Source organism: Microbispora hainanensis, assembly GCF_006874475.1.
In the GTDB taxonomy this organism is placed as follows: domain Bacteria; phylum Actinomycetota; class Actinomycetes; order Streptosporangiales; family Streptosporangiaceae; genus Microbispora; species Microbispora hainanensis.
The window spans coordinates 63,424-84,788 of sequence record NZ_VIRM01000032.1; the positions used below are offsets into that span (position 1 = coordinate 63,424).

The following is a 21,365-nucleotide window of genomic DNA, read 5'->3' on the forward strand; positions in this document are numbered from 1 at the left end:
CGCTACGGCTTGAGCAGCAGGCCCAGCGCGATGATGCAGACGAACCAGACGATGCCGGTGATGATGGTGAGACGGTCCAGGTTACGCTCCACCACCGACGAACCGCCGAAGGACGACGAGAACCCGCCTCCGAACAGGTCGGACAGGCCGCCGCCCTTGCCCTTGTGGAGCAGGACGAGCAGCACCATCAGAGCGCTCGACAGGATGAGGGCGATGGAGATTCCGATTGTCACCGTAGACCTGTTCCTATGTCCGGGCGTGCACGACGCGTGTGCACGATGCCATCGGCGTGACGATTCAATTGTGTTCTTCGAGGGTACGTCCTGATGTCAAGTCGCACCCCCCAAACGGCTCAGCTAACCCGCGGACTCGCCAAATCGGCAGATCTTGGCGAATTCTCCCGCGTCGAGGCTGGCCCCTCCCACGAGGGCGCCGTCGATGTCGGTCTCCGCCATGATGCCGGCGACGTTGTCCGACTTCACCGAGCCACCGTAAAGGATACGGACACCAGAGGCCACATCGTCACCGTAAAGCTCGGCGAGTCGCCTCCTGATGGCGCCGCACACCTCCTGGGCGTCCTTCGGCGTGGCGACCTCGCCCGTGCCGATCGCCCAGACCGGCTCATAGGCGATCACGATGGACTTCACCTGCTCGGCGGGCACGCCCTCCAGCGCACCGTCGAGCTGCGCCAGCGTGTGCTCGACGTGGCGGCCCTCCTGGCGCACCGGCAGCCCCTCGCCCACACACAGGATGGGCGTCAGCGAGTGCCGATAGGCGGCCTTGACCTTGGCGTTGCACAGCGCCTCGTTCTCGCAGTGGTACTGCCGCCGCTCCGAGTGCCCCACCAGCACGTACGTGCAGCCGAGCTTGGCCAGCATGGCCCCGGAGATCTCGCCGGTGTACGCGCCGGAGTCGTGGGCCGACAGGTCCTGGGCGCCGTAGGCGATGCGGAGCTTGTCGGCGTCCACGAGCGTCTGCACGCTGCGCAGATCGGTGAACGGCGGGATGACCGCGACGTCCGCCTTGTCATAGTCGCGATCGGTCAGCGTGAACGCCAGCTTCTGCACCAGGTTGATGGCCTCAAGGTGGTTGAGGTTCATCTTCCAGTTGCCGGCGAACAGCGGCTTGCGAGCCATCTACTCCTCCAGCGCCGCGAGTCCGGGCAGCGTCTTGCCTTCGAGATACTCGAGGCTCGCGCCGCCACCGGTGGAAATGTGCGAGAAGCCGTCCTCGGGCAGGCCGAGCCTGCGCACGGCCGCGGCCGAGTCGCCGCCGCCGACCACGGTGAACGCCTTCGAGTTCACCAGCGCCTCGGCCACCGCGCGGGTGCCGCCGGAGAACGCGTCGAACTCGAACACGCCCATCGGGCCGTTCCAGAACACGGTCTGGGCGTCGGCCAGCTTGGAGGCGAACAGCTCCCGGGTGCGGGGACCGATGTCCAGGCCCTCGCGGTCGGCCGGGATCGCCGTGGCGTCCACGACCTCGTACGGCGCGTCGGGGCCGAACTCGGTGGCGGCCAGCACGTCCACCGGCAGCACCAGCTCGACCCCGCGCGAGGCCGCCTCTTCGAGGAAGCCCTTGACCTGGTCGATCTGGTCCTCCTGCAGCAGCGACTTGCCGACCTCGTGCCCCTGGGCCTTCAGGAACGTGTAGGCCATGCCGCCGCCGATGAGCAGGCGGTCCACCTTGGACAGCAGGTTCGCGATGACGCCGAGCTTGTCGGAGACCTTCGCGCCGCCCAGCACGACGACGTACGGCCTGGCCGGGTCGTCGGTGAGCTTGCGCAGCACCTCGACCTCGGCGAGGACCAGGTAGCCCGCAGCGTGCGGCAGCCGCTTGGGCAGGTCGTAGACGCTGGCGTGCTTGCGGTGCACCGCGCCGAAGCCGTCGCCGACGTAGAGCTCGGCGAGGGCGGCCAGCTTGTCGGCGAACTCGCCCCTGACCGCGTCGTCCTTGGACTCCTCGCCCGGCTCGAAGCGCAGGTTCTCCAGGAGGGCGACCTCCCCGTCCTGCAGGCTCGCCACCACGCTCCGCGCGGACTCGCCGACCACGTCGGTGGCGAACGCCACGTCCTGGCCGAGCAGCTCGGCCAGCCGCCGGGAGACCGGGGCGAGCGAGTACTTCGGCGTGAAGGTGCCCTTGGGGCGGCCGAGGTGGGCGGCGACGACGACCTTCGCGCCGCGCTCGACCAGCTTCTTGATCGTCGGCACCGACGCCCGGATGCGACCGTCGTCGGTGATCGTCTCCCCGTCGAGGGGGACGTTGAGGTCGGCGCGCACGAACACGCGCCGGCCCTTCACGTCGAGCTCGTCGATTCCGATCATCAGAGGGAGGCGCCCACGTACTCGATGAGGTCCACGAGGCGGTTGGAGTAGCCCCACTCGTTGTCGTACCAGCCGACGACCTTGACCTGGTTGCCGATGACCTTGGTGAGGCCGGCGTCGAAGATGCAGGACGACGGGTCGGTGACGATGTCGCTGGAGACGATCTCGTCCTCGGTGTAGCTGAGGTAGCCCTTGAGCGGGCCCTCGGCGGCGGCCTTGAGCGCGGCGTTGACCTCCTCGACGGTGGTCTCGCGGCCGACCTCGACCGTGAGGTCGGTGGCCGAGCCCGTCGGGATCGGCACGCGCAGCGCGAAGCCGTCGAGCTTGCCCTTCAGCTCCGGCAGCACCAGGCCGATGGCCTTGGCGGCGCCGGTGGAGGTCGGGACGATGTTCAGCGCGGCGGCGCGGGCGCGGCGCAGGTCCTTGTGCGGGCCGTCCTGCAGGTTCTGGTCCTGCGTGTAGGCGTGGACGGTGGTCATCAGACCCTTCTCGATGCCGAAGGTGTCGTTGATGACCTTGGCCATCGGGGCCAGGCAGTTGGTGGTGCAGGAGGCGTTGGAGATGATCGTGTGAGCGGCCGGGTCGTACTTCTCGTGGTTGACGCCCATGACGATCGTCACGTCTTCGTTCTTCGCCGGAGCGGAGATGATGACCTTCTTCGCGCCGTTGTCGGCGTGCACTTTGGCCTTGGTGGCGTCGGTGAACAGACCGGTCGACTCGACGACGACGTCCACGCCCAGGTCGCCCCAGGGCAGCTTGGCGGGGTCGCGCTCGGCGAACGCCTTGATCGCCTTGCCGTCAACGGTGATCTCGTCCGCCGAGGCCTTCACCTCGTACGGCAGGCGGCCCAGGATGCTGTCGTACTTCAGCAGGTGGGCCAGCGTGGCGTTGTCGGTGAGGTCGTTGACGGCGACGACCTCGATGTCCTTGCCGCTGGCCGCCACAGCGCGCCAGAAGTTACGGCCGATACGGCCGAAGCCGTTGACGCCTACGCGGATGCTCACGGATCCGATCTCCTCGTACGTCGTGCGCCGGCGTACCGGCGCCAGGGCTGTGTTAAACCTCAATGACAGACCTTATCGGACCCAAATTGGTGTAGACCACCGGGCCGCTCTTTGACGGCGTGTCAGGCCGGACGAGCCGGTGAGCGGGCCCTTCCCGCGCCGCGGCGGCCCCGCCGCACCCCTTCCGCCGCCCTCCCCGCACCGCCGCCGCACGCCCCACCGCGGGCCGTCCTGACGTACGGCGCGGGCCCTCCCCAGGGGCACTCCAACGGGCGCTCGGACAGGCGCGGGGACGGGATGGAGGGCTCGCTACTGCGCCAGCATGTCGGCGGTGAGGTTCGCCTCGGTGTTGGCGATGCCGAGGTCCTGGGCGCGCTTGTCGGCCATCGCGAGCAGCCGCCGGATGCGCCCGGCGATGGCGTCCTTGGTCAGCGGCGGGTCGGCGATCTGGCCGAGCTCCTCCAGCGACGCCTGCTTGTGCTCCACCCGCAGCCGGCCGGCGATCACCAGGTGCTCGGGGGCTTCGTCGCCGAGGATCTCCAGCGCCCGCTGCACCCTCGCGCCGGCGGCGACGGCCGCCCTGGCCGACCTGCGCAGGTTGGCGTCGTCGAAGTTGGCCAGGCGGTTGGCGGTGGCCCGCACCTCGCGGCGCATCCGCCGCTCCTCCCAGGCCAGCACGCTGTCGTGGGCGCCGAGCCGGGTCAGCAGCGCGCTGATCGCGTCGCCGTCGCGCACGACCACGCGGTCGACGCCGCGCACCTCGCGGGCCTTGGCGTGGATCTTCAGCCGCCGGGCCGAGCCGACCAGGGCCAGCGCCGCCTCCGGCCCGGGACAGGTCACCTCCAGCGACATCGACCGGCCCGGCTCGGTCAGGGAGCCGTGCGCGAGGAACGCGCCCCGCCACGCCGCCTCGGCGTCGCAGGTGGCCCCGGAGACGACCTGCCGGGGCAGACCGCGTACGGGCCGGCCGTGGTTGTCGATGAGGCCGGTCTGCCGGGCCAGCGCCTCGCCGTCCTTGTAGACGCGCACGACGTAGCGCGAGCCCTTGCGGAGACCGGCCGGAGCCAGGACCAGCACCTCGGCCTTGTGCCCGAAGACCTCGCCGATGTCCTTGATCAGCCTGCGGGCGGTGGCGTTGGTGTCGAGCTCGGCCTCGATCACGATGCGCCCGCCCACCAGGTGCAGCCCGCTGGCGAACCGCAGCAGGGTCGAAACCTCCGCCTTGCGGCAGCAGGGCTTGAGCACCGGAAGGCGGCTCAGCTCGTCTTTCACCACACCCGTCATGGCCATCAGCTCGTGTCCTCCCCCAGACAGACTCTGCCCGTCAGTCTCTCGCACCTGGCGAGCACGCAATCACCGCTTCTCACGGAAAATCTCATCCAGGACAGCGGCAAGACGTGGTCCGTCGTGACGTGCAGATCCGTCATGGGCGGCCACATCGGCCAAAACGACCCGCCCGCCCATCGCCCCTGCCGCCTTCTCCAGCGCACTCGGGTCGGCCACCACATCGCCGTCGGCGATCACCGCGTCGACGACCAGTGCGGGGGCGTGCTCCCTGAGCACCTCCAGGTGCCGTTCCGGCGAGAAGCCGTCGGTCTCCCCCGCCTGTGGCGCGAGGTTGAGGATCACCAGCCGCCTGGCGCTCGTCTCGTGCAGCGCCCGGGCGAGCCCGGGCACCTTCAGGTGCGGCAGCACGCTGGTGAACCAGGAGCCCGGCCCGAACACCACCCAGTCGGCCGCCTCGATCGCCTCGATCGCCTGGGGGCAGGCGGGCGGGTCGGACGGCAGCAGCGAGATCGAGCGCACCCGCCCGGGCGTCAGCGCGCAGGCGACCTGCCCGCGCACCGTCGTGACCCTCCCGTCGAGCTCGACCTCCGCCTGGATGTCGAGCGGCACGGAGGCCATCGGCAGCACCCGGCCATGCGCGCCGAGCAGCCGGCCCACCCATTCCAGGCCCACCACGGGGTCTTCGAGCAGCTCCCAGAGCGCGACGATGAGGAGGTTGCCGACGGCGTGGCCGTGCAGCTCGCCCTCGCTTCTGAAACGGTGCTGGACGACCTCGCTCCAGGTCTGGCCCCACTCGTCGTCGCCGCACAGGGCCGCGAGCGCCATCCGCAGGTCACCGGGCGGCAGGACGCCCAGCTCGCGCCGGAGACGGCCGCTGGAGCCGCCGTCGTCGGCGACCGTCACCACCGCCGTCAGGTCGTCCGTGACGGTCCTGAGGGCCGACAGGGAGGCGTACAGGCCGTGGCCGCCGCCGAGCGCGACGACTTTGGGGCCCCTCACGGCGGTTGCGGGGTTCGGGGGAAGCATCGGCCTGCCGGGGGTGGGGGTGGGGGGCTTTTCGGGCTGATCGGGCTGATCGGGGACGGAGGGGTCCGCGGGTTCTTCGGGGGCGGGGTCCTTCATCGTCCTCCTCGCCTCGCCACGAGCACCGCCCTGCGGAGCCGTGGCGCTCATGTCGTGCTGATCGGCCCGGTTGCGGCGCCGGCCGGAGCCCGCCGTACGCGGTCGCGCCCCCGGGCCGGCCGGCGGCCCGGGCGGGGGCCGTCACTCGCGGCCCGTGTCCCGATGGCTGACCTGGACGTCCATGCCGCGCTCGCGCAGACGGGCGCCGAGCTGCTCGGCCATCGCGACGCTGCGGTGCTTGCCTCCGGTGCAGCCCACCGCGAGAGTGGCGTACCCCTTGCCCTCACGCGCGTATCCGGCGGCCACGATGCCGAAGACCTCCTCGTATCCGTCGAGGAACTCCTTGGCCCCGGGCTGACCGAGCACGTAGTCGCGCACGGGGGCGTCGAGCCCGGTCATGGGCCGCAACTCCGGCACCCAATGGGGATTGGGCAGGAACCGGCAGTCCACGACGAGGTCGGCGTCGACCGGCAGGCCGTACTTGTAGCCGAAGGACACCACGTTCACCTTCAGCCCCGGGCGGTCCTCGCCGCCGAAGAACGACACGATCTTCTTGCGGAGCTCGTGGACGTTCAGCAGGGACGTGTCGATGACGAGGTCGGCGTTGGCGCGGACCTCGCGCAGGATGCCGCGCTCGCGGTCGATCCCGTCGACCAGCCGCCCATCGCCCTGGAGGGGGTGGGGACGCCGGACGTTCTCGAACCTGCGGACCAACTCCTCGTCGCTGGCCTCGAGGAACACCACCCGGACGCCGACACCGCGCCCGTCGAGCTCCTCGATCGCCGCGTTCAGGTCGGTGGTGAAGGCGAGGCTGCGCACGTCGACCACGGCGGCGACCCGGTCGGTCGCCATGTTCACCCGGCCCGCCTCCTCGGCGAGCGAGGACAGCAGCCCCGGCGGCAGGTTGTCGATCACGAACCAGCCGAGGTCTTCCAGAGCCTTCGCAGCGGTGCTGCGCCCCGCCCCCGACATTCCGGTGATCACCACGAATGCCGGCTCAGTCGTGCTCATCGCCCGCTCACCGCCTTGCCGCCCATGTCAGCCCGCTCATGTCAGCCCCCGTCCGCCGCCTGGCCGGCCCCGGACGCCGTCCGCCGCCCACGCAGGGATGGCCGGCCCGTCCGCCGGGGACCGGGCCCGCTCCCCCCGGGAGGGACCTCTGGTGCCGGAGCATGACACCTCTTCACCTGATCGCGCCACCGCCACGCCGGGCGACTCCGACGACGCCCTGCCTGCCGCGCCTGCCGTCCGCCCTGGCCGGGGCGGGACACGCCGGGTGCTCGCGCGAGCACCTCACGACCCCTGCCCCGCGGGGGACGGGCTCTCACCGCGCAGCGCCGCGACGATGGCCTCGGCGGTCGCGCGGCCGATGCCGGGGACCTCGCGGATCTCGTCCGCGCTCGCCTCCCGCAGCCGCTTCACCGAGCCGAAGTGCCGCAACAGTGCCTGACGGCGTGCCGGGCCAAGACCCGGCACGTGGTCGAGCGCGCTCTCCTTGAGCGATTTCGACCTCTTCGTCCGATGGTAGGTGATAGCGAACCTGTGTGCTTCGTCACGGACGCGTTGCAACAGGTAAAGACCTTCGCTGCTGCGCGGAAGGATCACCGGCTGGTCGTCGCCGGGCAGCCAGACCTCCTCCAGCCGCTTGGCCAGCCCGCACACCGCGATGTCGTCGATTCCGAGCTCGTCCAGCGCGCGCTGGGCCGCCGCCGCCTGCGCCGGGCCGCCGTCCACCACCACGAGGTTGGGCGGGTAGGCGAACTTGCGGGGCCGGCCGGTCTCCGGGTCGATCGGCGTCGCCGCGCCACCGCGCCCGGACACTCCGTATCCGTTCGCGTCGTCCTCGCCCGCGTCGTCCTCGTCCGCGCCGTAGCCTGCCCTTGCCCCTGCCCCTGCCTCGTCGCGCGCCGCGCCGGACGCTGCCACGCCGGACGCTGCCGCTTCGGACCCTGCGGCGGCGCGTCCCGGCTCGTCGTCCGCCTCCGCGTCCAGCTCGCCGGTCGCCGCCCGCTCCTCCAGGTAGCGCTTGAAGCGCCGGCTGATGACCTCGTAGATCGAGGCGACGTCGCCTTCCGTGCTCCTGATGGAGAAGCGGCGGTATTCGCTCTTGCGGGCCAGGCCGTCCTCGAAGACCACCATCGAGGCCACGACGTTCTCGCCCTGGATGTGCGACACGTCGTAGCACTCGATTCGCAGCGGCGCCTGGTCGAGGTCGAGGGCGTCGGCGATCTCCTGCAGGGCCCGGCTGCGTGTGGTCAGGTCGCTCGCGCGGCGCAGCTTGTGCTGGGCGAGCGACTCCTTGGCGTTGCGCTCCACCGTCTCCATGAGGCTCTTCTTGTCGCCGCGCTGGGGAACGCGCAGGTCGACGCGGGAGCCCCGCTGCTCGCTCAGCAGCTCGATCAGCGCGGCCTCGTCCGGGGGCCGCGCGGGCACGAGGATCTCGCGGGGGATCGTCGCCTCGCCGTACATCTGGAGCAGGAACTGCTCCACCAGCTCGCCGGGGGTGGCCTCCTCGACCTTGTCGACCACCCAGCCGCGCTGCCCGCGGATCCGGCCGCCACGCACGTAGAAGACCTGGACCGCCGCCTCAAGCGGGTCCTCGGCAAGCGCGATCACGTCGCAGTCGGTGTCGTCGCCGAGCACGACGGTCTGCTTCTCCAGGGCCCGTTGCAGCGCCTGGACGTCGTCGCGCAGCCGCGCGGCCCGCTCGTACTCCTCCACGGCCGCCGCCTCGCGCATCTCGCGCTCCAGCCGCTTGATGAAGCGGCCGGTGTTGCCGGCCATGAAGTCGCAGAAGTCCTCGGCGAGGGCGCGATGCTCCTCGGGGGTGACCCGGCCGACGCAGGGCGCGGAGCACTTGTCGATGTATCCCAGCAGGCAGGGCCGCCCGATCTGCCCCGCCCGCTTGAAGACGCCCGCCGAGCACGTTCGCACGGGGAAGACGCGCAGCAGCAGGTCGACGGTCTCCCGGATGGCCCAGGCGTGCGAGTAGGGGCCGAAATATCGGGTGCCCTTCCGCTTGGCCCCGCGCATCACCTGCACCCGGGGGAAGTCCTCCCCCATCGTCACGGCCAGGTACGGGTACGACTTGTCGTCGCGATACTTGACGTTGAACCGGGGGTCGAACTCCTTGATCCAGGAGTATTCGAGCTGGAGCGCCTCGACCTCGGTGCCGACCACCGTCCAGTCCACGGACGCCGCGGTCGTCAGCATGGTCTGCGTCCGCGGGTGCAGACCGGCGAAGTCCGCGAAGTAGGAGTTGAGCCGTTGCCGCAGGCTCTTCGCCTTGCCCACGTAGATCACCCGGCCGCCCGGGTCGCGGAAGCGATAGACGCCTGGCGACTCGGGGATCGATCCGGGCGCCGGTCGATAAGTTGCCGGATCCGCCACACCCAAAGACTACTGGTCCACGCCGACAATCCCGCCGTCCCCGACGGAGCCGGGGTCACCGCCTTTACGCTGTAGATCACGGATGTGGCGTCAGCCGGCTTCGGTTCCGTGAACCTGCGAAGCCGCGGTGAGCCGCCGGTGCAGCTCCTCGCGCGGCCGGCGGGCGGTCAGGACGCGTGGACCTCGTCGAAAAGGGCGACGGCGTCGGCAGGGTCCGGGCTCACGAGGCGTTCCAGACCGGCCGTAGTGAACTTCGCCCACTTGCCGGCCCGCTCCCCCATCTGTTCCTCGAAGGCGCGGACGACCTTGTCCAGATCGTCGGGGCCGGAGGCGGCGGCGACGGCCTCGGCGAGTTCGGCGCCTTCCAGCATCGCGAGGTTCGCGCCCAGCCCCAGCGGAGGCATCAGATGGGCGGCGTCGCCCAGCAGCGTCACCCCGCGGACGTGGGCCCGGGTGTGCCCCACGGGCAGGACGTACAGCGGGCGGTGGACGAACGCCGTGCCGTGGTGGAGGAGGTCGAGAACGGGAGCCGACCAGCCGTCGAACAGCGCCAGCACACGCGAACGCAGGGCCTCGGCGCCGGCCGGGCCCGGTCCCGCGTCCGAACCTGTGTCGATGTCCCCACCCAGGCCCGCGTCCAGGCCCGCGTCCAGGCCCGTGTCCACGCCCGCCCGCCCGTCCGGGTTCGTGTGCCAGTCCAGCGGCACGCGGAACTGGGCGTACACCTTGACGTGGCCGCCACTGTTGCGCTGGGCGACGACGCCGCGGTTCACGCCGTACACGGCCACGGAACCGTCGCCGATCAGCCGGGCGAGGCCGGGGTGGCGGGTGTCGACGTCGTCGATCGAGGTCTCGACAGTGGTGACGCCGGTGTAGTGCGGCGTCACGGACGAGACCGCCGGGCGGACCCGAGACCAGGCGCCGTCCGCGCCGACCACGAGGTCGAACGTCTCCTGCCGCCCGTCCGCGAAACGGACCAGCACGCCGTCCGGTGTCCCCGGCACCACCTCCGTCACGCCCCGCCCCCACTGGACGTCCAGGGGGCCGAGCAGCAGGTCGCGGAGCTGCCCGCGGTCGATCTCGGGATTGGCGTCCTCGTCCGGACCGGGCGGCCAGTCACGCAGGACGGTCCCGTCCGTGTCCAGGATGCGCATGGCCTGCCCCTCGGGACGGGACAGCGCCTGGAACTCCGCCAGCAGCCCCGCCTTGCTCATCGCGAGCTGGCCAAGGCCTTTGTGCAGGTCCAAGGCGCCACCCTGGGGGCGGGCGTCCGGGGCGGGATCGCGTTCGAAGACGGTGGCGGAGTGGCCGTGGCGGTGCAGGACGCGGGCGAAGGTGAGGCCGGCGGGACCGGCCCCGATAACGGCGATACGGTGCCTCATGTCGATACACTGTATTTTGGTGAGACGGTGTATCGCAACAGTACGATGTACGCATGACTGTGTGGGACCGGCCGGAGCCGCCGACTCGCCCCGCGCCGCTCGACCGGGGGCGGATCGTCGCCGCCGCCATCGCGCTGGCCGACGAGGGCGGCCTGGAGGCGGTGTCGTTGCGCAAGGTCGCCGCCCTGCTGGACGTCGGCCCGATGCGGCTGTACGGATACATCTCCACCAAGGAGGAGCTGTTCGACCTCATGGTGGACCATGTCTACGCCGAGATCCTCCCCGAGGAGCGGCCCGGCGACTGGCGGGAGGCGCTGCACGGCCTCGCCCACCGCACCCGGCAGGCCAGTCTCCGTCACGAATGGCTGGCCGACCTGCTCGGCGGGCGTCCGGCCCTGGGCCCGAACGCCCTCGCCGTCACGGAGGCCACGCTGGCCGCCTTCGACGGCCTCACCGACCTCGACACCGTCATGCGCGCCGTGGAGACCGTCAGCGCCTACGTCACCGGCGCGATCAGGCGCGAGATCGCGAACCTGCGGGCCGAGCGGGCCACGGGCCTGTCCGATCGCGAGTGGCAGCACGCCTCCGGCCCGCACGTGACGAGGATGCTGGCCACGGGCCGATTCCCGGCACTGGCCACGTTCGTGCACGAGGGCACGGAGGTGGAGCCCGAGGCGTCCTTCGCGACCGGCCTCGACTGGGTCCTCGACGCCGTGGCCGCCAAACTCGACCGACCGGCCGGCGAGCCGTTCAGAATCACCCCGTGACGCCTTGGCCGCGGGCGGCCGCCCGTCATCGCGCCGGCTTCCGCGCGATGACGAGCGGCGGTGTCTCTTGGAACCCCAACTGATCTCGCCGTGGGCCGTGAGGCGCCGATCCCCGACAGCGAGCCCCAACAGCGAGCCGCAACAGCGGGCCCGAACGGCAGGCCCGGACACCGAGCCCAGACAAGCGAGCCCAGACAAGCGAGCCCAGACAAGCGAGCCCAGACAAGCGGGCCCAGACAAGCGGGCCCGGCAGCCCGCGTCAGGCGAGGGTGATGCTGTCGCCGCTCACCGTGATCGTCCGCTCGGCGAGCGGCCTGGCCGCCGGGCCGTTCGTCACGGAGCCGTCCTTGGCGCTGAACCTGCTGCCGTGGCACGGGCAGACGATCTCGTTGTTCGAGACGCTGGCGACCGGGCAGCCCTGGTGGGTGCAGGTCGCGCTGAACGCCTTGAACTCGCCGGCGGCCGGCTGCGTGACGACGACGTCCTGGTCCTTGAAGACCTTGCCGCCGCCCTCGGGGATGTCGGAGGTCTTCGCGAGCTCGCCCCCGCCCTGCGCCGCCTGGGACTGGCCGTCCTGCGCACCGTCCTGGTCGGCCGACGCCGTCGTGTCACCGGAGGCGCCGCACGCGCTCAGCGCCACGGCCAGCCCGGCGCCTCCGGCACCGAAGATCACGGCCCGGCGTGTCGTATCCGTCATGCTCATCCTTCCCTGATGCGGCGGCCCGGGACGTTCACGGCCCCGGGTCCTTCCCCTGTGCGACGCGTCACCCTGTGTGTCCTCAGGTACGGCCATCACCCCGTGGCCGGTTCAGAGTCACGCGCTCGAAAGGAGAAGAGTAGGGAGAAATAATGAGACGAATACTCATACGCCCAAGATCTTGCGCAGGAACGTGCCGGTGTGGCTCTCCTCGACCCGGGCGATCTGCTCCGGCGTGCCTGCGGCGATGACTCTGCCGCCGCCCGACCCGCCCTCGGGCCCCATGTCGACGATCCAGTCGGCGGTCTTGATGACGTCGAGGTTGTGCTCGATGACGATCACCGTGTTGCCGGCGTCCACAAGGCGGTTGAGCACGCCGAGAAGCCGCCTGATGTCCTCGAAGTGGAGGCCTGTGGTTGGCTCGTCCAGCACATAGACCGTGCGGCCGGTCGAGCGCCGCTGCAGCTCGGAGGCGAGCTTCACCCGCTGCGCCTCGCCGCCGGACAGCGTGGTCGCGGGCTGGCCGAGCCGTACGTAACCGAGACCGACGTCGTTGAGCGTCTGAAGGTGACGGCGGATGGCGGGGATCGCCTCGAAGAACTCCAGCGCCTCCTCGATCGGCATGTCGAGGACCTCGGAGATCGTCTTGCCCTTGTAGTGGACCTCAAGGGTCTCCCGGTTGTACCGGGCGCCGTGGCAGACCTCACAGGGGACGTAGACATCCGGCAGGAAGTTCATCTCGATCTTGATGGTGCCGTCGCCGGAGCAGGCCTCGCAGCGCCCGCCCTTGACGTTGAAGCTGAACCGGCCCTGCAGATAACCGCGGACCTTCGCCTCGGTCGTGGCCGCGAACAGCTTGCGCACGTGGTCGAACACCCCCGTGTACGTCGCCGGGTTGGACCTCGGTGTGCGGCCGATCGGCGACTGGTCGACGTGGACCACCTTGTCCACCAGGTCGGTGCCGACGACCCGGGAGTGCCGTCCGGGCACGGTCTTCGCGCCGTTCAGCTCCTTGGCCAGCGCGGCGTACAGGATGTCGTTGACCAGCGTGGACTTGCCGGACCCCGAGACGCCGGTGACCGCGGTGAACACGCCGAGCGGGAACTCGACGTCCACTCCCTTCAGGTTGTGCTCGCGCGCGCCCTTCACGACGAGTTGCCGCTTCTTGTCCCTCGGACGCCGGATCTCCGGCACGGTGATCGCCTTGCGGCCCGACAGGTAGGCGCCGGTCAGCGACTCCTCGCTGGCGAGCAGGTCCTGCACGGTGCCGGACACGACGACCTGGCCGCCGTGCTCGCCCGCGCCGGGGCCGATGTCGACCACCCAGTCGGCGGCGGCGATCGTGTCCTCGTCGTGCTCGACCACGATCAGCGTGTTGCCCATGTCGCGCAGCCGGATCAGCGTCTCCAGCAGGCGCTGGTTGTCGCGCTGGTGCAGGCCGATGGACGGCTCGTCCAGCACGTACAGCACGCCGACCAGGCCGGAGCCGATCTGGGTCGCCAGCCGGATCCGCTGCGCCTCGCCGCCCGCCAGCGTGCCGGCGGCCCGGTCGAGCGTGAGGTAGTCGAGGCCGACGTCGAGCAGGAAGCCCAGCCGGGCGTTGATCTCCTTGACCACCCGCTCGGCGATGTGCATGTCCCGCTCGGACAACCGCAGGCCGGACAGGAACTTCGCACAGTCGGCGATCGACATCCCCGAGACCTCGGCGATCGAGGCGTCCCCCACGGTCACGGCCAGCGAGACCGGCTTGAGGCGGCGGCCCTTGCACGCCGGGCAGGGCACCTCGCGCATGAAGCCCTCGAACCGCTCCCGGCTGGCGTCGCTCTCCGACTCGGCGTGCCGGCGCTGGACCCAGGGGATCACGCCCTCGAAATCGGTGTAGTAGGACCGCTGCCTGCCGTACCGGTTGCTGTAGCGGATGTGGACCTGCTCGTCGTGGCCGTGCAGGATCGCCTTCTGCGCCTTCTTCGACAGCCGCTCCCAGGGGGTGTCGAGGTCGAAGCCGAGCGCGTTGCCCAGCGCCTCCAGCAGCCGTACGAAGTAGTCGCTGGTGTGACCGTTCGCCCACGGGCTGATGGCGCCGTCGCCGAGCGTGCGCTCGGGATCGGGCACGAGGAGGTCGGGGTCGACCTCCATGCGGGTGCCGAGGCCGGTGCACTCGGGACAGGCGCCGAAGGGCGAGTTGAACGAGAACGACCGGGGCTCCAGCTCCTCGAACGAGAGGTCGTCGTACGGGCAGTAGAGGTGCTCGGAGTAGAAGCGCTCACGGTTGGGGTCGTCGTCGGGAAGGTCGACGAAGTCGAGCGTGATCGTGCCGCCGGACAGCTGCAGCGCGGTCTCCACCGAGTCGGTGAGCCTGCGCCGCGCGCTCTCCTTGACCGACAGCCGGTCGACGATCACTTCGATGTCGTGCTTCTCGTACTTCTTGAGGGTGGGCGGCTCCTCCAGGCGCACGATCGTGCCGTCCACGCGGGCGCGAGCGTAGCCCTTGGTCTGCAGCTCGCGGAACAGCTCGGCGTACTCGCCCTTGCGGCCGCGGATGATCGGGGCGAGGACCTGGAAGCGGGTGCCCTCCTCCAGTTCGAGCACGCGGTCGACGATCTGCTGCGGAGTCTGCCGGGCGATCGGGCGTCCGCACTGCGGGCAGTGCGGCTTGCCGATGCGCGCCCAGAGCAGCCGCAGGTAGTCGTAGACCTCGGTGATCGTGCCGACGGTCGAACGGGGGTTGCGGCTGGTGGACTTCTGGTCGATGGAGACGGCCGGGGAAAGGCCCTCGATGAAGTCCACGTCGGGCTTGTCCATCTGACCCAGGAACTGCCGGGCGTACGCGGACAGGGACTCCACGTACCGGCGCTGTCCCTCGGCGAAGATCGTGTCGAAGGCCAGGCTGGACTTGCCGGAGCCCGAGAGCCCCGTGAAGACGATCAGAGCGTCTCGCGGGAGGTCGAGCGAGACGTCCTTGAGGTTGTGTTCGCGTGCGCCACGCACGATCAGGCGGTCAGCCACGGTGGTCCCGATAGGTCGATGAGGTGAATGGAGGTGCACGGGCAGGCTATCCAGAGCCACCGACAATTTCGGGGGGCATCGTCCGGCGGCCGGAGGGGGCGGCCCCGCGTGCTTCCGTGGGACACGCTCCGTGAACCAGGGTATGAGCTTCGTCAAACCCACGCCGGGCATCCGCGCGAAACCCCTGCTCATACAACCGCCCGCCGCTCCGTCCTCTTCCCCTGGCGGTCATGGGGACGGCGGACCGGGACGCCAGGGTCCATGATTCTTCTCATGTCCGTTCTCCGCGAGATCGAGCGCGAGCTGGCCGGGGCGACCGAACGCCTGCTGGCGACCGCCGCCCGCCTCACCGACGAGGATCTGCGTGCGCCGTCCCTGCTGCCCGGCTGGACGAGGGGACACGTGCTCACCCATATCGCCCGTAACGCGGACGGCTGCGTCAACCTGCTGACGTGGGCGCGCACGGGAGTGCGCACCCCTCAGTACGCCTCGCTGCGGGCGCGGGAGGCCGGCATCGCGGCGGGCGCCGGCCGCCCGGCCGCCGAGCAGCTCGCCGACCTGCGCGACAGCGCGGAGCGGTTCGCCGCGGCGGTCGGGCAGATGCCCGCCGAGGCGTGGACCGCGCCGGTCTCGGGGATGTTCCCGCCCGGCCACCCCGCCTGGTACGTCCCGATCCGCCGGCTCAGGGAGGTCGAGGTGCACCACGCCGACCTCGGGGCAGGCTACGGATGGGCCGACTGGCCCGAGACGTACGTGAGACGAGAGCTGCACGACACGATGCTCTGGCTCGGCGGCGAGAGCCCGGTGGGCGAAGTGGTCGCCCTCGACCCGGGCACCGGCGAGGTCCTGAGGACGTGGACCGGCCTCGGCGACGGCCCGTCGGTGCAGGGCACGCCGCGTGAGCTGCTCGCCTGGTTCGCGGGCAGGACGGACGGCACGGGCCTGCGACTCGCCCGGCCGCGGCGCCCCACCCGGCCCCCCGACGCTCCCAACGCGGGCCCCGGGCGGGACGCACCCGATGCCCGCAGCCGCCGCGACGCCTCCGATGCCCGCCTTCGGCGTGACGCCGCGGGGAAACCGCCGTCCCCGCCTCCCTGGCCGAAACCGTCCCCGGCGGGACTGCCCGCCGAACCACCGTCGTCCTGGCCGCCCGCCGGGAACCAGAGAGGAACGATCATGACCTATACCGGAAACGTCACCAAAGGCGGACCCGCCGACGTACGCGAGGTCCGCGGGCTGACGATCTCGAAGATCGAGGTCGGTGACTTCGGCAACAACGCCTATCTGCTTCGCTGCACGGAGACCGGCGACGGGCTGCTGATCGACGCGGCGGCCGAGCCCGACCGGTTGCTCGAGCTGATCGGCGACATGCCGATCAGCTCGATCGTGACCACCCACCGGCACCGCGACCACTGGGGAGCCCTGAAGGAGGTCGCCCGCGCCACCGGCGCGCGGACGGTCGCCCACCCTCTCGACGCCCCCGAACTGCCGGTGAAGGTCACCAGGGAGGTCGAGCACGGCGACCGAGTGACGGTCGGTGTGGTGACGCTGGACGTCATCCACCTGCGCGGCCACACCCCCGGCTCGATCGCGCTGCTCTACCAGGACCGCCACCTTTTCACCGGCGACTCCCTGTTCCCCGGCGGCGTCGGCAACACGCAGAAGGACCCGCTGCGCTTCGAGCAGCTGTTCACGGACGTCGTGGAACGGATCTTCGACCGCCTCCCCGACGAGACGTGGGTCTACCCCGGCCACGGCAGGGACACCACGCTCGGCGCCGAGCGGCCGCACCTGCCCGAGTGGAAGGCCCGCGGCTGGTGACGTACGCCTGACACGCGCGCGGACGACCGGCGTCCCGGCACGGGGCGCCGGCTGGTCCCGGCGCGGCGCCACCCGAGCGCGTTGTACGCGAGCGGACCCAGGAGGCCGGGGGGACGGAACCGGAAGACCGAGACCGCCCGGCCGCGATCCTGCCGACGGCGCTCCTGGCCGGACCGGTGATCGCAGGACCGGATAAGGGCGTCCGTATAGTGGTCGGCGCACACCGTCCCACCCCCTGGAGCCCGGGCACCTCATGGAGATCACTGGAATCGAACTGCGCCGGATCGCGATGCCGCTCGTCGCGCCGTTCCGGACGTCGTTCGGCACCGAGACCAGCCGCGACGTCCTGCTGGTGCGGGTGGTGACGCCGGAGGCCGAGGGCTGGGGCGAGTGCGTGGCGATGTCCGAGCCGCTGTACTCCTCGGAGTACGTGGACGCGGCGGCCGACGTGCTGCGGCGTTTCCTGATCCCCGCGCTGCCCCGCGAACCGGACCCTCAGGCCGTCGGTCCCGCGCTCGCGCCGTTCAAGGGCCACCGGATGGCCAAGGCGGCGCTGGAGGCCGCGGTGCTCGACGCGTCGCTCCGGGTCGGCGGCCAGTCGTTCGCCCGCTATCTGGGCGCCACCCGCGACCGTGTCCCCTGCGGTGTCTCGGTCGGCATCATGGGCTCGGTGGCCGAGCTGCTCGACACCGTCGAGGCGTACGTCGAAGAGGGGTACGTACGGATCAAGCTGAAGATCGGGCCGGGGTGGGACGTGACGCCGGTCCGCGCGGTGCGCGAGCGGTTCGGGGAGCAGCTGCTGCTCCAGGTGGACGCCAACGCGGCCTACACGCTCGCGGACGCCCGGCATCTGGCCCGGCTTGACGACTTCGACCTCCTGCTGATCGAGCAGCCGCTGGCCGACGACGACCTGGTGCAGCACGCCCGGCTCGCCCGGTCGATCCGCACCCCGATCTGCCTGGACGAGTCCATCGAGTCGGCCGCCCACGCGGCGGCGGCCATCAGCCTCGGCTCGTGTTCGGTGGTCAACATCAAGCCGGGCCGGGTGGGCGGTTATCTGGAGGCCCGGCGCATCCACGACCTGTGCCGCGCCCACGGCGTCGCGGTCTGGTGCGGCGGCATGCTGGAGACCGGCATCGGCCGGGCGGCCAACGTCGCGCTGGCCGCGCTGCCCGGCTTCACCCTCCCGGGCGACACCTCCGCCTCGCGGCGCTATTTCCACACGGACGTGACTGCGCCGTTCGAGCTGAACGGCGGGCACCTCGACGTGCCGGACGGCCCGGGGCTGGGCGTGAATCCGCTCCCGGACGTCCTGGACGAGGTCACCACGGCGACGGAGTGGATCCGCCTGACGGCGTGAACCGGCCAGGCGCCGCCGAGAGCAGCAGGGCGCGACCCGTCAGGCGTCGCCTAGAGCAGGGTGCGACGCGTCAGGCGTCGCCAAGAGCAGGGTGCGGCCGGGGCTCGCCGGTGGTGAAGACCTTCACGATGCGGTCGGCCGCGAGAGCCGGCTCTTCCGCGCTCTCCACCACGTCTCCCCAGGACCAGCGGTAGAACCAGCCCTCGGACATCGCCACGCAGTCCACGGTCTCGGTGAACAGCGCCGCGTCCGGGTCGCGGACCTTGAGCGACGGCGGGTCGGGGCGCAGGGACGCCTCAAGTCCGCGCAGCTCAAGCTCCCGGGCCAGTTTGCCGAGGAAGTACGTCCGAGTGTGCTCACGAGGCATGGCGACCAGGGCTCCATCTGGACTAGGCGTTTTCTCCACGTGATGGCCCGGGCCCGAAATGGAGGGCCCCAGCCGACCGGGGCCCTGTCCGTGCGACGACGTCAGCCCGCGTTCTCCGAGCGTCGTTCCCTGCGCTGCTGCTGTTTGAACATGAGAACGCGAAGCGGAATGGCGGACACGATCGCGATCTGCATGGTGGCGCCCACCTTGATGAGGTGGTCGCCGCCCGCGAGCCCGGCCGCCCAGATCATCAGGCAGGCCACGTTGATCAGCATCCAGGCCAGCACGACGACGGCCAGGTTGCCCTTCGGCTTCGGGTACTCGATGCGGCTGACCATGAGCCAGGCCACGCCGAAGATGGCGGCGAGCGTGACGTAGTTCGGCTGGAAGAGCAGCACGATCGACACCACGGTCATCGCGCCCATCGGGATCGGCAGGCCCATGAAGTCGCCGCTCTTGGTCTTCACGCAGGCGAAGCGCGCCAGCCGTACGACGCCGGCGAGCAGCACGGACCCGGCCGCGCACAGCACCAGCCACAGCGGGAGCTTGCCGGAGAAGCCGGCCCAGATCATCACCATGAAGGCGGGCGCGAAGCCGAAGCTGATCACGTCGGCGAGGTTGTCCAGCTCGGCGCCCATCGCGGACGCGCGGAATCTCCTGGCCACCAGGCCGTCGAACAGGTCACAGGTCGCGCCGATCAGCAGCAGCACCACGGCCATGCCGAAGAAGCGCGGGTCGGGGACGAACTTGACGCCGGCCTGCAGGTTGCTGATCGCCGACCAGGCGAGCACGCAGACGGCGAGGAATCCGCTGAGGGCGTTGCCGAGCGAGAGAGAGTCGGCGGCCGACAGGCGGAAGGCCTTGCCGACGGGCCCGCGCGGCTCCTCATCCACCTCCTCGACCGGCCAGGAGGCCTCGGCTCCGAGGTCAGACGTGGTCAAGGCGCGTCACCCCCGCGACGGTCCGGGTGCCGACGGTGACCGCCGGCCTGATGCCCTCGGGCAGGTAGAGGTCGACCCGGGAGCCGAAACGGATCAGCCCGACCCGCTCGCCCTGGGCGACCTTCGCGCCCGTGAACAGGTACGGCACGATGCGGCGCGCGACGGCGCCGGCGATCTGGACCATCTCGATGTCCCCGAGCGCGGTGTCGAAATGCCAGACGACGCGCTCGTTCTTGTCGCTGTCCTTGTTGAACGCGGGCACGAAGCCGCCGGGCACGTGCTCGACCGAGGTGACGGTGCCGGCGGCGGGCGCCCGGTTGACGTGCACGTTGAGCGGGCTCATGAAGATCGCGACCCGGGTGCGGCCGTCCGGCCACGGGTCGATGCTCTGCACGACGCCGTCGGCGGGCGAGATGAGCCTGCCCTCGCCGAGCGTGCGCTCGGGGTCGCGGAAGAACCACAGCATCCCGCCGGTGAGGGCGGCGAGCGGCGCCGCGGCCAGCGCCCAGCGGGGTGACCTGCGGGTGAGAACGGCGGTGACGGCTGCCGCCGCGGCGGTCGGAGCGAGCCACGGGGACACCCCGCGTGCGAGCCTGATCCGGCCACGGGCACTTCCCGCGGTCCCGGCTTCAGGGCCGTGGGGCAACGTTTCGTTGGACACAGATGACCTTTGTACTCTTCTGGCGACTATGGACCGGCATGCGAGCTGGCGATCGATATTACCGATCCGGCAGTCAATGCGTGGCACAACGAGAACAAGCAAACAGGGTGAGTGCCCGTTTTGCTAGCCCTGCGGGGCTTCCGCCTGAGACGCCTCCGCCTGGGGAGCTCCCGTCTGAGAGGCTTCCGCCGCGGCGATGGCTCTGTCGTCGCGGCGAGCCTTGATGAGACTGGCGACGGTCGTCACGGCCATGGTCACGCCGATGACCGCCAGGGACACCCAAATCGGGATCTGCGGGGCCCACGAGACATCATTCTCGTGAAGTGCTTCGAGAATCAGCTTAACCCCGATGAAACCGAGGATGAACGCCAATCCATAGCTGATGTAGACCAGCCGCTGCAGCAGTCCGCCGAGCAGGAAGTAGAGCTGACGCAGGCCCATCAGGGCGAACGCGTTCGCGGAGAACACGATGAAGGCCGCCTTCGTGAGCCCGAAAATGGCCGGAATCGAGTCGAGGGCGAACAGCAGGTCCGTGGTGCCGATGGCGATCATCACGATCAGCATGGGCGTCACCATGCGCTTGCCGTCCACCCGCACGGTCACCCGAGAGCCGACGTAGTCGGGAGTGGTCGGGAAGACCCGCCGGGCCCACCGCAGGAGGATGTTCTCGTTGAACTCCTCGTCCTCCTTGTTGTGGTCCCGGACCAGCGTGTACGCCGTGTAGATGAGGAAGGCCCCGAACGCGTACAGCAGCCAGCCGAAGCGGCTCAGCGCGGCGGAGCCGATGGCGATGAAGATCCCGCGCATGACCAGCGCCATGACGATGCCGACCAGCAACACCTTGTGCTGGTAGATCCGGGGCACCCCGAAGCGGGTCATGATGATGTAGAAGATGAACAGGTTGTCGACGCTGAGGCTGTATTCCGTCAGATAGCCCGCGAAGAACTCGCCACCAGTCCCGGCCCCGGCCCACAGCGTTAACCCGATGCCGAACAAAACGGCCAGGCAGACGTAGAAGCCGACCCAGATGCCCGCCTGCCGCATCGAGAACTCGCGTGGTTCACCACGATCCACGATCCACAGATCAACGGCGACCACGACGAGAAGACCCACGATGACCAGGGCCCACAACCACAGGGGCGCATGTACCACGACTACCTCCGGCGCGCGTTGAACACACTGCCGGAGGTCTCTCCCGCCCGAACGCGCACGACGGACCGACGGCCCCGGGTGCTG

General features: G+C 70.5%; 18 protein-coding genes and 1 pseudogene. 4 read left to right on the forward strand and 15 right to left on the reverse strand.

The window, feature by feature from the left end; genetic code table 11:
• Positions 1 to 2 precede the first annotated feature (2 nt).
• The 9 genes from secG to FLX08_RS42995 all read right to left on the reverse strand — a co-directional run bounded on the left by secG (position 3) and on the right by FLX08_RS42995 (position 10,509).
• The gene (secG, locus tag FLX08_RS24390; protein WP_076441471.1) at positions 3 to 233 is read right to left on the reverse strand and encodes a preprotein translocase subunit SecG; all 231 of its coding nucleotides are present in this window, start codon (positions 231 to 233) and stop codon (positions 3 to 5) included.
• A 123-nt stretch (positions 234 to 356) separates the two neighbouring features.
• Positions 357 to 1,136 (reverse strand): triose-phosphate isomerase, encoded by a 780-nt coding sequence (tpiA, locus tag FLX08_RS42290; RefSeq protein ID WP_142621688.1) that lies wholly within the window; start codon positions 1,134 to 1,136, stop codon positions 357 to 359.
• Positions 1,137 to 2,324, reverse strand: coding sequence for a phosphoglycerate kinase (locus tag FLX08_RS42295; protein ID WP_142621690.1), 1,188 nt, complete (start codon positions 2,322 to 2,324; stop codon positions 1,137 to 1,139).
• A complete protein-coding gene (gene gap / locus FLX08_RS24405) occupies positions 2,324 to 3,328 on the reverse strand; it encodes a type I glyceraldehyde-3-phosphate dehydrogenase (protein ID WP_142621692.1) in 1,005 nt (334 codons plus the stop codon). Before gap ends, FLX08_RS42295 begins: the two co-directional genes overlap by 1 nt.
• A gap of 309 nt (positions 3,329 to 3,637) precedes the next feature.
• Positions 3,638 to 4,618, reverse strand: coding sequence for a DNA-binding protein WhiA (gene whiA, locus FLX08_RS24410; RefSeq protein WP_030507327.1), 981 nt, complete (start codon positions 4,616 to 4,618; stop codon positions 3,638 to 3,640).
• A gap of 63 nt (positions 4,619 to 4,681) precedes the next feature.
• Positions 4,682 to 5,641 (reverse strand): gluconeogenesis factor YvcK family protein, encoded by a 960-nt coding sequence (locus tag FLX08_RS24415; protein WP_142621763.1) that lies wholly within the window; start codon positions 5,639 to 5,641, stop codon positions 4,682 to 4,684.
• 237 nt (positions 5,642 to 5,878) lie between these two features.
• The gene (rapZ, locus tag FLX08_RS24420) at positions 5,879 to 6,748 is read right to left on the reverse strand and encodes an RNase adapter RapZ (RefSeq protein WP_142621694.1); all 870 of its coding nucleotides are present in this window, start codon (positions 6,746 to 6,748) and stop codon (positions 5,879 to 5,881) included.
• Between the two features lie 282 nt (positions 6,749 to 7,030).
• Entirely contained in the window at positions 7,031 to 9,127 is a 2,097-nt protein-coding gene (uvrC, locus tag FLX08_RS24425; RefSeq protein ID WP_142621696.1) for an excinuclease ABC subunit UvrC, read from the reverse strand.
• Between the two features lie 167 nt (positions 9,128 to 9,294).
• Positions 9,295 to 10,509 carry an FAD-dependent oxidoreductase gene (locus FLX08_RS42995; RefSeq protein ID WP_142621698.1) on the reverse strand — a complete coding sequence of 405 codons (1,215 nt, stop codon included), beginning with the start codon at positions 10,507 to 10,509 and terminating at the stop codon, positions 9,295 to 9,297.
• Positions 10,510 to 10,562: 53 nt separating this feature from the next.
• Here FLX08_RS42995 and FLX08_RS24435 point away from each other — a divergent pair, with 53 nt between their 5' ends.
• On the forward strand, positions 10,563 to 11,276 hold the full coding sequence (locus tag FLX08_RS24435) for a TetR/AcrR family transcriptional regulator (protein WP_142621700.1): 714 nt from the start codon (positions 10,563 to 10,565) through the stop codon (positions 11,274 to 11,276).
• A 259-nt stretch (positions 11,277 to 11,535) separates the two neighbouring features.
• Here the strand turns inward: FLX08_RS24435 and FLX08_RS24440 are convergent, their stop codons facing one another.
• Positions 11,536 to 11,973 (reverse strand): Rieske (2Fe-2S) protein, encoded by a 438-nt coding sequence (locus FLX08_RS24440; RefSeq protein ID WP_142621702.1) that lies wholly within the window; start codon positions 11,971 to 11,973, stop codon positions 11,536 to 11,538.
• Between the two features lie 165 nt (positions 11,974 to 12,138).
• Positions 12,139 to 14,979, reverse strand: coding sequence for an excinuclease ABC subunit UvrA (gene uvrA, locus FLX08_RS24445; RefSeq protein ID WP_142621704.1), 2,841 nt, complete (start codon positions 14,977 to 14,979; stop codon positions 12,139 to 12,141).
• 273 nt (positions 14,980 to 15,252) lie between these two features.
• On the opposite strand from uvrA, the pseudogene FLX08_RS42310 reads away from it, so the two are divergent.
• The 3 genes and pseudogenes from FLX08_RS42310 to menC all read left to right on the forward strand — a co-directional run.
• Positions 15,253 to 15,894 (forward strand): annotated as a pseudogene (locus FLX08_RS42310) (maleylpyruvate isomerase N-terminal domain-containing protein); the annotation flags it as partial.
• Between the two features lie 261 nt (positions 15,895 to 16,155).
• The gene (locus FLX08_RS42315) at positions 16,156 to 16,800 is read left to right on the forward strand and encodes an MBL fold metallo-hydrolase (protein WP_167530556.1); all 645 of its coding nucleotides are present in this window, start codon (positions 16,156 to 16,158) and stop codon (positions 16,798 to 16,800) included.
• 253 nt (positions 16,801 to 17,053) lie between these two features.
• On the forward strand, positions 17,054 to 18,160 hold the full coding sequence (gene menC, locus FLX08_RS24455) for an o-succinylbenzoate synthase (protein ID WP_142621709.1): 1,107 nt from the start codon (positions 17,054 to 17,056) through the stop codon (positions 18,158 to 18,160).
• A 70-nt stretch (positions 18,161 to 18,230) separates the two neighbouring features.
• On the opposite strand, the gene FLX08_RS24460 is transcribed toward menC, so the two are convergent.
• The 4 genes from FLX08_RS24460 to FLX08_RS24475 form a co-directional block, all read right to left on the reverse strand.
• Positions 18,231 to 18,527, reverse strand: a complete 297-nt coding sequence (locus tag FLX08_RS24460) for a hypothetical protein (RefSeq protein ID WP_142621711.1) — start codon at positions 18,525 to 18,527, stop codon at positions 18,231 to 18,233.
• A 101-nt stretch (positions 18,528 to 18,628) separates the two neighbouring features.
• Complete coding sequence (pssA, locus tag FLX08_RS24465; RefSeq protein ID WP_142621712.1) at positions 18,629 to 19,468, reverse strand: CDP-diacylglycerol--serine O-phosphatidyltransferase; 840 nt, start codon at positions 19,466 to 19,468, stop codon at positions 18,629 to 18,631.
• Entirely contained in the window at positions 19,455 to 20,114 is a 660-nt protein-coding gene (locus FLX08_RS24470; RefSeq protein WP_142621765.1) for a phosphatidylserine decarboxylase, read from the reverse strand. The genes pssA and FLX08_RS24470 overlap by 14 nt, the downstream gene beginning before the upstream one ends.
• Before the next feature lie 138 nt (positions 20,115 to 20,252).
• Positions 20,253 to 21,281 carry a TerC family protein gene (locus FLX08_RS24475; protein WP_142621714.1) on the reverse strand — a complete coding sequence of 343 codons (1,029 nt, stop codon included), beginning with the start codon at positions 21,279 to 21,281 and terminating at the stop codon, positions 20,253 to 20,255.
• Between the last annotated feature and the right edge of the window lie 84 nt (positions 21,282 to 21,365).

Excerpts from the sequence above, each read along its gene's own strand:
- FLX08_RS24415 (WP_142621763.1), bottom strand. The coding sequence starts at position 5,641 with ATGCTTCCCCCGAACCCCGCAACCGCCGTGAGGGGCCCCAAAGTCGTC.
- FLX08_RS42295 (WP_142621690.1), bottom strand. The coding sequence starts at position 2,324 with ATGATCGGAATCGACGAGCTCGACGTGAAGGGCCGGCGCGTGTTCGTG.
- FLX08_RS24460 (WP_142621711.1), bottom strand. The coding sequence starts at position 18,527 with ATGCCTCGTGAGCACACTCGGACGTACTTCCTCGGCAAACTGGCCCGG.
- menC (WP_142621709.1), top strand. The coding sequence starts at position 17,054 with ATGGAGATCACTGGAATCGAACTGCGCCGGATCGCGATGCCGCTCGTC.
- tpiA (WP_142621688.1), bottom strand. The coding sequence starts at position 1,136 with ATGGCTCGCAAGCCGCTGTTCGCCGGCAACTGGAAGATGAACCTCAAC.
- rapZ (WP_142621694.1), bottom strand. The coding sequence starts at position 6,748 with ATGAGCACGACTGAGCCGGCATTCGTGGTGATCACCGGAATGTCGGGG.
- FLX08_RS24435 (WP_142621700.1), top strand. The coding sequence starts at position 10,563 with ATGACTGTGTGGGACCGGCCGGAGCCGCCGACTCGCCCCGCGCCGCTC.
- FLX08_RS42315 (WP_167530556.1), top strand. The coding sequence starts at position 16,156 with ATGACCTATACCGGAAACGTCACCAAAGGCGGACCCGCCGACGTACGC.
- whiA (WP_030507327.1), bottom strand. The coding sequence starts at position 4,618 with ATGGCCATGACGGGTGTGGTGAAAGACGAGCTGAGCCGCCTTCCGGTG.
- FLX08_RS24440 (WP_142621702.1), bottom strand. The coding sequence starts at position 11,973 with ATGACGGATACGACACGCCGGGCCGTGATCTTCGGTGCCGGAGGCGCC.
- FLX08_RS42995 (WP_142621698.1), bottom strand. The coding sequence starts at position 10,509 with ATGAGGCACCGTATCGCCGTTATCGGGGCCGGTCCCGCCGGCCTCACC.